The organism is Pseudomonas putida (assembly GCF_028682175.1).
Taxonomy (GTDB): Bacteria; Pseudomonadota; Gammaproteobacteria; order Pseudomonadales; family Pseudomonadaceae; genus Aquipseudomonas; species Aquipseudomonas putida_AD.
This window is the reverse complement of sequence record NZ_JANHKS010000093.1, coordinates 1-7,630: the sequence shown is the minus strand read 5'-3', so window position 1 is coordinate 7,630 and position 7,630 is coordinate 1. Positions and strand designations below refer to the sequence as shown.

The following is a 7,630-nucleotide window of genomic DNA, read 5'->3' as shown; positions in this document are numbered from 1 at the left end:
ACGGAGTACAAACAAAGATCTTGATCTTGCTTTTGATCTTTGTACGCGATGGTGCAGACACCGCAGGGCGCGACGTTAAGGCGCCAGGCCGAGCGCAGGCGTCGTGGAGGGGGATGAGCGGCATGGATGCCGCGAAAGCCGTGCGGGCCATGGATGGCCCATCATGGCGGGCCCCCGGAACGGCGCCGGAGTCGAGGGAAGTCCGAAGGACCCTAGCCAGGAGCAAATGGTTTGCCTACTTTCCCGGAAGAAAGTAGGTCGCCCGTAAGGGGCGAAACCCTAAAGTCCAACCACCGCGAAAACGGATCAACCCCCAATCCCAAAGTCACCCAGCGACGCGGAGCGTCTAACCAGGCGTTACCACGCGCAGCGTGGGAACGATCAACAAGGACGGCAGAGAAGCCGGATGCAAAACCCGCCCCCCTCTCACCTGACAGACGCGGTAGGATAGCCGCCTGTTTTGCTCAGTCTTTTTCGGGAGTGACCCATGAGCGCCGTGAATCGCGCAACGGTGGAAGCCGTCCTTCGCCAGTACACCGATCCTTACTTGAATCAAGACCCGGTCAGCGCCGGTTGTGTGCGTGCCATCGACATCGAAGGCGACCGCGTCAATGTGCAGCTGGAACTGGGCTACGCCGCCGACCTGTTCAAGAACGGCTGGGCGCAGATGCTGCAAATGGCCATCGAAGGCCTGGACGGCGTGGCTTCGGCCAAGGTCCAGATCAGCACGCTGATTACCGCGCACAAGGCCCAAGGCCAGATCCCGGGCCTGGCCAGCGTCAAGAACATCGTTGCCGTGGCCTCGGGCAAGGGCGGCGTGGGTAAGTCCACCACCGCCGCGAACCTGGCCCTTGCACTGTCCCGCGAGGGGGCCCGGGTGGGCATCCTGGACGCCGACATCTATGGCCCAAGCCAAGGCGTGATGTTTGGCATTCCGGAAGGCACGCGACCCAAGGTCAAGGACCAGAAATGGTTCGTTCCGATCGAGGCCCATGGCATCGAAGTCATGTCGATGGCCTTCCTGACCGACGACAACACACCCATGGTCTGGCGCGGCCCGATGGTCTCCGGCGCGCTGCTGCAGCTCATCACCCAGACCGCCTGGAACGACCTGGATTACCTGGTCATCGACATGCCGCCAGGCACCGGCGATATCCAGTTGACCCTGGCGCAGAAGGTCCCGGTGGCCGGTGCGGTCATCGTCACCACCCCGCAGGACCTGGCATTGCTGGACGCGAAAAAGGGTGTCGAGATGTTCCGCAAGGTCAACATCCCGGTGCTGGGCGTGGTCGAGAACATGGCCGTGCACATCTGCTCGAACTGCGGCCATGCCGAGCACCTGTTCGGTGAAGGTGGCGGCGAGAAACTCGCCTCGCAGTACGGCGTGGAACTGCTGGCCTCGCTGCCGTTGTCGATGCTGATCCGCGAGCAGGCCGACGGTGGCAAGCCCACGGCCATCGCAGAACCTGAAAGCCAGATCGCCATGGTCTATCAGGAGCTGGCCCGTCACGTTGGCGCGCGCATTGTGTTGCAGGAAGCGGCAACGCCTGCGATGCCCAACATTTCCGTCAGCGACGATTGAGTGACGGCCGTTCCCGCGTAACCTGCGCGGGAACGGCAAGGCTCATGCCTTCACTGCGAAGCGGCGCTGCCAGTTGGTTGAAGCTGACAGCGCCGTTGTTTTTTCGCAGGCATAAAAAAACCCCGCTGCGAGAGCGGGGTTCTTATCAAGCGAGGAAGCGCAAGTTAGACAACTTGTACTTCTTCAGCCTGCATGCCTTTCTGGCCGCGGGTAGCGACGAAAGAAACCTGCTGGCCTTCTTTCAGGGTTTTGAAACCGTCAGCCTGGATGGCTTTGAAGTGTACGAACAGGTCGTCACCGGATTGTGGGGTGATGAAGCCGAAGCCTTTCTCATCGTTGAACCACTTGACGGTACCGGTTTGGCGATTAGACATGGTGTATCTCCTTGGACAAAGTTAACTGCGACTCAGGAAGTACCCTGGCCGAGACTGAGTGCAAAGAGCAGGAAAAATTCTTGGAGATGGTTGGATCGAAATTCAACATCGTGTAGAGATTCTCAGTGACACAAGCAACACAGTGGACGCACCTTACCCCTTTTTCAGCAATGTGCCAATGGCATTCGGACGTTTATTTCCCCAGATGACCGACGGTTTGCAGCCCGCGCCGTTCGCAGTCTTTGTGCCGCACGCCCGACCCCGGTAAGATGCCCGACATCTTTTTCACCTCGCTATTCAGGACAACGCCATGAGCATCAAATCGGACAAGTGGATTCGCCGCATGGCGCAAGAGCACGGCATGATCGAGCCCTTCGTGGAACGCCAGATGCGCGGCGAAGGCCCGGACCGCCTGATCTCCTTTGGTGTGTCCAGCTACGGCTATGACGTGCGCTGCGCCGACGAATTCAAGGTGTTCACCAACATCAATTCGGCGACCGTCGATCCGAAAAATTTCGACGAGAAGAGCTTCGTCGACATCAAGAGCGACGTCTGCATCATCCCGCCGAACTCGTTCGCACTGGCCCGCACGGTCGAATATTTCCGCATCCCGCGCAACGTCCTGACTATCTGCCTGGGTAAGAGCACCTACGCGCGCTGCGGCATCATCGTCAACGTGACGCCGCTTGAGCCGGAATGGGAAGGCCACGTGACGCTGGAGTTCTCCAACACCACCACGCTGCCGGCCAAGATCTACGCCAACGAAGGCGTGGCGCAGATGCTATTCCTCGAATCCGACGAGGAATGCGAGGTTTCCTACAAGGATCGCGGTGGTAAATACCAGGGCCAGCGTGGTGTCACACTGCCACGTACCTGATTGCACCGTTGGTCATCCTGAAAAGGAATTTGTCGGGAAAAGCGCACTCTATTGACTGAACTGTTCCCATCCGCGCCTCGCGGATGGGGCCTACGCTCAGGAGTGCCCTATGAAGAGACAACACAAACCGAGCAGCAAGGAGTACGACCCCGGACAGAACCAGGTCGGAATGCTGGCTTGGTCGCTGTTAGCGCATCCCCATCTGAACAACATGGTTGCCGGCGGCATTCCCGGCCAGCCAACGCCCGATACGCCCAACGATTACCCCCAGCCTGAAGAGCCCGGCGAGCCGACGTTGCCAGACGAGCCGCCTCCCGCTCCGGTTGCCTGACCCCTATTTCCCCGATGGCCCCTTTCCGGCTATCCACTTCGTAGCAGCACGGCTTGCCGGCGGGGGCGATGTAAAGATCGCCCCCGCCGCAGCGGGTATGCCAGATAAATCCTGTGGGAGCGGGCTTGCCCGCGAATGCGTCGGCACCTAGTGCCCAGGTCGTGGCTGGGCGACCGTCTTCGCGGGCAAGCCCGCTCCCACAGCGATCGCACTCATCTGGGGACCGTGCCCACGGTTCCCTCTATACGGCTTCCCACACCGCTCCATCCCCCACCACATACACCCGGCTGCCCGGCTGGCGCTCGATGTTCATGCCGCCTGTGAACGCGCCGAAGGCCGGCAGCAGGCTGATGTTTTGCAAGATGTAGAAGCAGGGCAGGCGCAGGCGTTGTCGGCCTTTGCCCAGCAGCCGGTAGGCCGGGTGCACATGGCCGGCCAGTACGTGATGGCTGGAATGGGGCGTGGGTTCGTGTTGCAAGGCAAACGGGCCCAGTAAAAGCGGTTCAGCCACCACCTCAAACCCCAGGCTGGCCGGTGGATCGCCCGCGCGTTTGTCGTGGTTGCCGCGGATGAGGGTGATTTGGAGTGAGGGATGCCGCTCGCGCCAGTCCTGCAACGCGGCCAGCGTCGCCGAGGCGTGGGATTCCGGGGCGTGGAGAAAGTCCCCCAGAAAGATCAGCCGCTCGCAGTCGTACCCGGCCAGCAGCGCATCGAGTCGCGCAAGATTGTGATCGGTGGTGCCGTGGGGCACTGGCTGCCCGAGCCGACGGTACGCGGCCGCCTTGCCGAAATGGGCGTCGGCGATCAGCAGCGCGCGTTCGGCAGGGTAATAGATGGCCTTGTCTGCCAGCAGCCACAGCTCGGTGCCTGCCAACTGGATCGCAAGGTAGGGCCTCATGAACTCACCTCCGGCCCTGCCGCGGTCTCGAGGTCGCGCACCATCCGCGCGATCCGGTCGGACAGTTTCTCGGTGCTCATGCTCTCGCGCATGCGCTCCACCAGCAGCGGGAAGGCCATGGGGGTGGGCCGCTTGATCAGGTGCAAGTCCAGGGTGCGCTGATTGATACGGCGCAGCGTGTGTTCAAGGCGGCTGACGTCCAGCTCCTGACGCAACACCTCTTCCTCGGCCTGAGTCAGCAACAGGTTGCCCGCGTCATACTGCTTGAACACCTCGAAAAACAGGCCGCTGGAGGCTTGCAACTGGCGGTTGCTTTTCGGGGCGCTGGGGTAGCCTGAGAACACCAGCCCGGCAATCCGGGCGATTTCCCTGAAGCGGCGCAGGGCCAGTTCACCAGCGTTGAGGCTGGCAATGATGTCAGCCAGCAGCCCGTCCTCGCTGAAGAGTTGCGGGTTCAGCTGCCCGGACCAGTCCACTTCGGTCGCGCTCAGCAGCTCGAAGCCGTAGTCGTTGACGGCGATGGAGAAGGTCAGCGGCGTGTCTCGGCTCAAACGCCAGGCCAGCAGGCTCGCCAGGCCCAGGTGCACATGGCGCCCGGCGAACGGATACAGGAACAGGTGCCAGCCCTCCCGCGACTTGAGCACCTCGGCCAGCAGCGAATCCTTGCGTGGCAGGGATGACCATTGGCGCTGAACTTCCAGCAGCGGGCTGATGCTGTGCATTTCCGGGCCGTCGAACACATTGTGGGCAGCGGCGTCGAATCGGGCGACCACCGCGTCAGCCAACTCGCTGGACAGTGGCATACGTCCGCCATTCCAGCGTGGGACCGCCGCCTTCTTGGTTGTAGCCCGTTTCACATAGGCGGTCATGTTTTCCACCCGTACCAGCTCAAGCAGGCGTCCGCTGAACAGAAAGCCATCACCGGGCTTCAACCGGGCGATGAAACCTTCCTCGACGCTGCCCAGCGAGCCACCCCCGCCGCCTTTGCTCCAGTACTTCACGTTGATGCTGGCATCGCTGACGATGGTGCCGACGCTCATGCGATGGCGCCGGGCCAGACGTGCATCGGGCACGCGCCAGATGCCGTGCTCGTCAGGCTCGACCCGGCGATAATCCGGGTAGGCCGTGAGGGACAGCCCGCCGTGGCGCACGAAGGCCAGCGCCCAGGCCCATTCTTCGTCGGTAAGCTGGTGATAGGCCCAGGCCGTACGAACCTCGGCCAGCAACTCGTCAGGCAAGAAACCGCCGCCCAACGCCATGCTGACCAAATGCTGTACGAGGACATCCAGCGGCTTGTGGGGTGATTCCCGGGGTTCGATCAGACGCGCCTCTACGGCGTCCCTGGCCGCGGCGGCTTCCACCAGTTCCAGGCTGTGGGTCGGCACCAGCGTCACGCGGGATGGTCGCCCCGGCGCATGGCCCGAACGACCGGCCCGCTGCATCAGGCGGGCGACGCCCTTGGCCGAGCCGATCTGCAGCACGCGCTCTACCGGCAGAAAGTCCACCCCCAGATCAAGGCTGGAGGTGCAGACCACGGCCTTGAGGTGGCCCTCCTTCAAGGCCCGTTCGACCCAGTCGCGAACCTCGCGCGACAGCGAGCCATGGTGCAGCGCGATCAATCCGGCCCAGTCAGGCCGGGCTTCAAGCAGCGCCTGATACCAGATCTCCGATTGCGCCCGGGTGTTGGTGAACAGCAGGCAACTGGCACTGCTGTCCACCTCGGCCAGCACCTGGGGCAACATGCGCAGCCCCATATGCCCGGCCCAGGGAAAACGCTCGATGGAGGGGGCGATGAGGGTATCGACGATCAGTTCCTTGACCACCTTGCCCTCTACCGTGGTGCCGTGTTCTCCCACCAGCACCTGCTGCGCGTGGGCCTGATTGCCCAGGGTGGCGGACAGCCCCCAGACGATCAGTTGGGGATTCCACCGGCGCAGGCGCGCCAGGGCCAGTTGCAACTGCACGCCGCGCTTGTTGCCGATCAGTTCGTGCCATTCGTCGACGACGATCATTTTCAAGGTCGAGAAAATCACCTGGGCGTCGGCGCGGGTCAGCAACAGGGTCAGGCTTTCCGGGGTGGTGATCAGGGACGAGGGCAGGCGTCGCCCCTGTTTGGCGCGTTCGCTGCTGGAGGTGTCGCCGGTACGCAGGCCGACACTCCAGGGGATGTCCAGATCCAGCAGCGGCGCTTCGAGCGCCCGCGCAGTATCGGCGGCCAGCGCGCGCATGGGCGTGATCCACAGCACCGTCAGGGGCGCGGCGGGCGCTTTGCGTTTGCGCGGTTTTTCGTCGGCTGGAGGAGGGGGCTTGCGGGCGAAGCTGTTGAGCGCCGCGAACCACACTGAATAGGTCTTGCCCGCGCCGGTGCTGGCGTGCAGCAGCCCGGACTCGCCGCGAGCGACGGCATCCCAGACGGCCTGTTGAAAGGCGAAGGGTTTCCAGCCGCGAGCCGCGAACCAGCGTTTGGCGAAGGGAGTGGTTTTGGGCATGCGACGGCTCTGACCGGGTTTAAGTCAAAGACCGCCGCTTGACGCATTTAGTTTGATGCGTATGCAGCTCAGACGCCTTTGGGGCCTTTGACCGCGTCGATGCTTTGCACCACGGCCTCTTCGGCCGCCACTTCGGCCTTGGTCTTGAGCTTGCTCAGTTCGGCGCCGGCTCTTTCGATGCGGGCCCGGGCGATGTCCATGTCGCTGCGGCTCTTTTCCAGCAGCGCCTTGGCCGAGCAGTGCCCGGTGATGCCGCGGGCCAGTACGGCGCCGCCGATGGCCAGTTGCACCAGTCCGAAGATCCCGCCGCGGCGCAGGCCCTTGCCCATCATCAGTACGCCACCGGCCAACGAGCCGATGCGCTCCCAGCCCTGGACGTTCTGTGGCGCAACTTCATCGTGCAGCGTGCGTTCGACGCGTTTCAGGATCGGGGTATCACTCATGATGCGTTCTCCATGAAGAGGTAAGGTCCTTAAAGCTGACTGTCACAAACGCGAACTGTTCAATGCGTCTGTCGCGGCAGGGGCTCAGGTGCGGTCGGTTTCGCGACCGAATTGCGGGCCTGACCGGGTGTTGTTGCCCTTGGCCATGCGGTCGTAGAGCACCACGTTGACGGTCGCCGCCAGATTCATGCAGCCGGTGGTGGGGATATAGACCACGTCTTCGCACCAGTCGCGGATCTCTTTGTCCAGCGAGCCGTCTTCGGGGCCGAAGATGTAGATGGCGCGGTCCGGGTGAGTGTATTCGGGCAGTGCCCGAGCGCCCTCGACCAGCTCCACCGCGACCGGCACGCAGCCCAGCGGAATGATTTTCTTCAGGTCGTCGATGCCGATCAGCGGAATGTCCTGGTGGATCTTCTTGGTGTCGGTGACGAAATCCCGAGCCCGCTCGTAGCGCTTGCCGGTGTAGAACACCGACGCCACGCCATAGCAGCCCGCCGCACGCATCACGGACCCCACGTTTTCCGGGGATTTGGGGTTGTACAAGCCGATGCAGGCGTAACGTTTGTTGGCCACGGGGAGAGGGTGCTCTTCAGGGAAAGCGCGGGATTATACGCAAGGAAACGGGTGTTGGATGAC

8 protein-coding genes are annotated in these 7,630 nt (G+C 62.8%); 3 read left to right on the top strand and 5 right to left on the bottom strand.

Features of this window, described 5'->3' with window-relative positions:
- The first annotated feature begins 487 nt into the window (after positions 1-487).
- On the top strand, positions 488-1,582 hold the full coding sequence (apbC, locus tag NPS29_RS28415; RefSeq protein WP_274136799.1) for an iron-sulfur cluster carrier protein ApbC: 1,095 nt from the start codon (positions 488-490) through the stop codon (positions 1,580-1,582).
- 164 nt (positions 1,583-1,746) lie between these two features.
- Here the strand turns inward: apbC and NPS29_RS28410 are convergent, their stop codons facing one another.
- The gene (locus tag NPS29_RS28410; RefSeq protein WP_274136797.1) at positions 1,747-1,956 is read right to left on the bottom strand and encodes a cold-shock protein; all 210 of its coding nucleotides are present in this window, start codon (positions 1,954-1,956) and stop codon (positions 1,747-1,749) included.
- Between the two features lie 310 nt (positions 1,957-2,266).
- Here NPS29_RS28410 and dcd point away from each other — a divergent pair, with 310 nt between their 5' ends.
- Both dcd and NPS29_RS28400 read left to right on the top strand, forming a co-directional pair.
- Positions 2,267-2,833, top strand: a complete 567-nt coding sequence (gene dcd / locus NPS29_RS28405; protein ID WP_016965530.1) for a dCTP deaminase — start codon at positions 2,267-2,269, stop codon at positions 2,831-2,833.
- 109 nt (positions 2,834-2,942) lie between these two features.
- A complete protein-coding gene (locus NPS29_RS28400) occupies positions 2,943-3,164 on the top strand; it encodes a hypothetical protein (protein WP_274136796.1) in 222 nt (73 codons plus the stop codon).
- 241 nt (positions 3,165-3,405) lie between these two features.
- Here NPS29_RS28400 and pdeM read toward each other — a convergent pair whose 3' ends face one another.
- The 4 genes from pdeM to NPS29_RS28380 all read right to left on the bottom strand — a co-directional run bounded on the left by pdeM (position 3,406) and on the right by NPS29_RS28380 (position 7,567).
- A complete protein-coding gene (gene pdeM / locus NPS29_RS28395; protein ID WP_274136795.1) occupies positions 3,406-4,062 on the bottom strand; it encodes a ligase-associated DNA damage response endonuclease PdeM in 657 nt (218 codons plus the stop codon).
- Positions 4,059-6,551 (bottom strand): ligase-associated DNA damage response DEXH box helicase, encoded by a 2,493-nt coding sequence (locus tag NPS29_RS28390; protein ID WP_274136794.1) that lies wholly within the window; start codon positions 6,549-6,551, stop codon positions 4,059-4,061. Before NPS29_RS28390 ends, pdeM begins: the two co-directional genes overlap by 4 nt.
- Positions 6,552-6,619: 68 nt before the next feature.
- Positions 6,620-6,994: a YgaP family membrane protein gene (locus NPS29_RS28385; protein ID WP_274136793.1), complete on the bottom strand. Its 375-nt coding sequence runs from the start codon at positions 6,992-6,994 to the stop codon at positions 6,620-6,622.
- An 84-nt stretch (positions 6,995-7,078) separates the two neighbouring features.
- The gene (locus NPS29_RS28380) at positions 7,079-7,567 is read right to left on the bottom strand and encodes an RNA methyltransferase (protein WP_074752637.1); all 489 of its coding nucleotides are present in this window, start codon (positions 7,565-7,567) and stop codon (positions 7,079-7,081) included.
- Between the last annotated feature and the right edge of the window lie 63 nt (positions 7,568-7,630).

What these genes read in the sequence shown, in the direction of transcription:
- pdeM (WP_274136795.1), bottom strand. Translation starts at nt 4,062, where the DNA reads ATGAGGCCCTACCTTGCGATCCAGTTGGCAGGCACCGAGCTGTGGCTG.
- apbC (WP_274136799.1), top strand. Translation starts at nt 488, where the DNA reads ATGAGCGCCGTGAATCGCGCAACGGTGGAAGCCGTCCTTCGCCAGTAC.
- dcd (WP_016965530.1), top strand. Translation starts at nt 2,267, where the DNA reads ATGAGCATCAAATCGGACAAGTGGATTCGCCGCATGGCGCAAGAGCAC.
- NPS29_RS28400 (WP_274136796.1), top strand. Translation starts at nt 2,943, where the DNA reads ATGAAGAGACAACACAAACCGAGCAGCAAGGAGTACGACCCCGGACAG.
- NPS29_RS28385 (WP_274136793.1), bottom strand. Translation starts at nt 6,994, where the DNA reads ATGAGTGATACCCCGATCCTGAAACGCGTCGAACGCACGCTGCACGAT.
- NPS29_RS28410 (WP_274136797.1), bottom strand. Translation starts at nt 1,956, where the DNA reads ATGTCTAATCGCCAAACCGGTACCGTCAAGTGGTTCAACGATGAGAAA.
- NPS29_RS28390 (WP_274136794.1), bottom strand. Translation starts at nt 6,551, where the DNA reads ATGCCCAAAACCACTCCCTTCGCCAAACGCTGGTTCGCGGCTCGCGGC.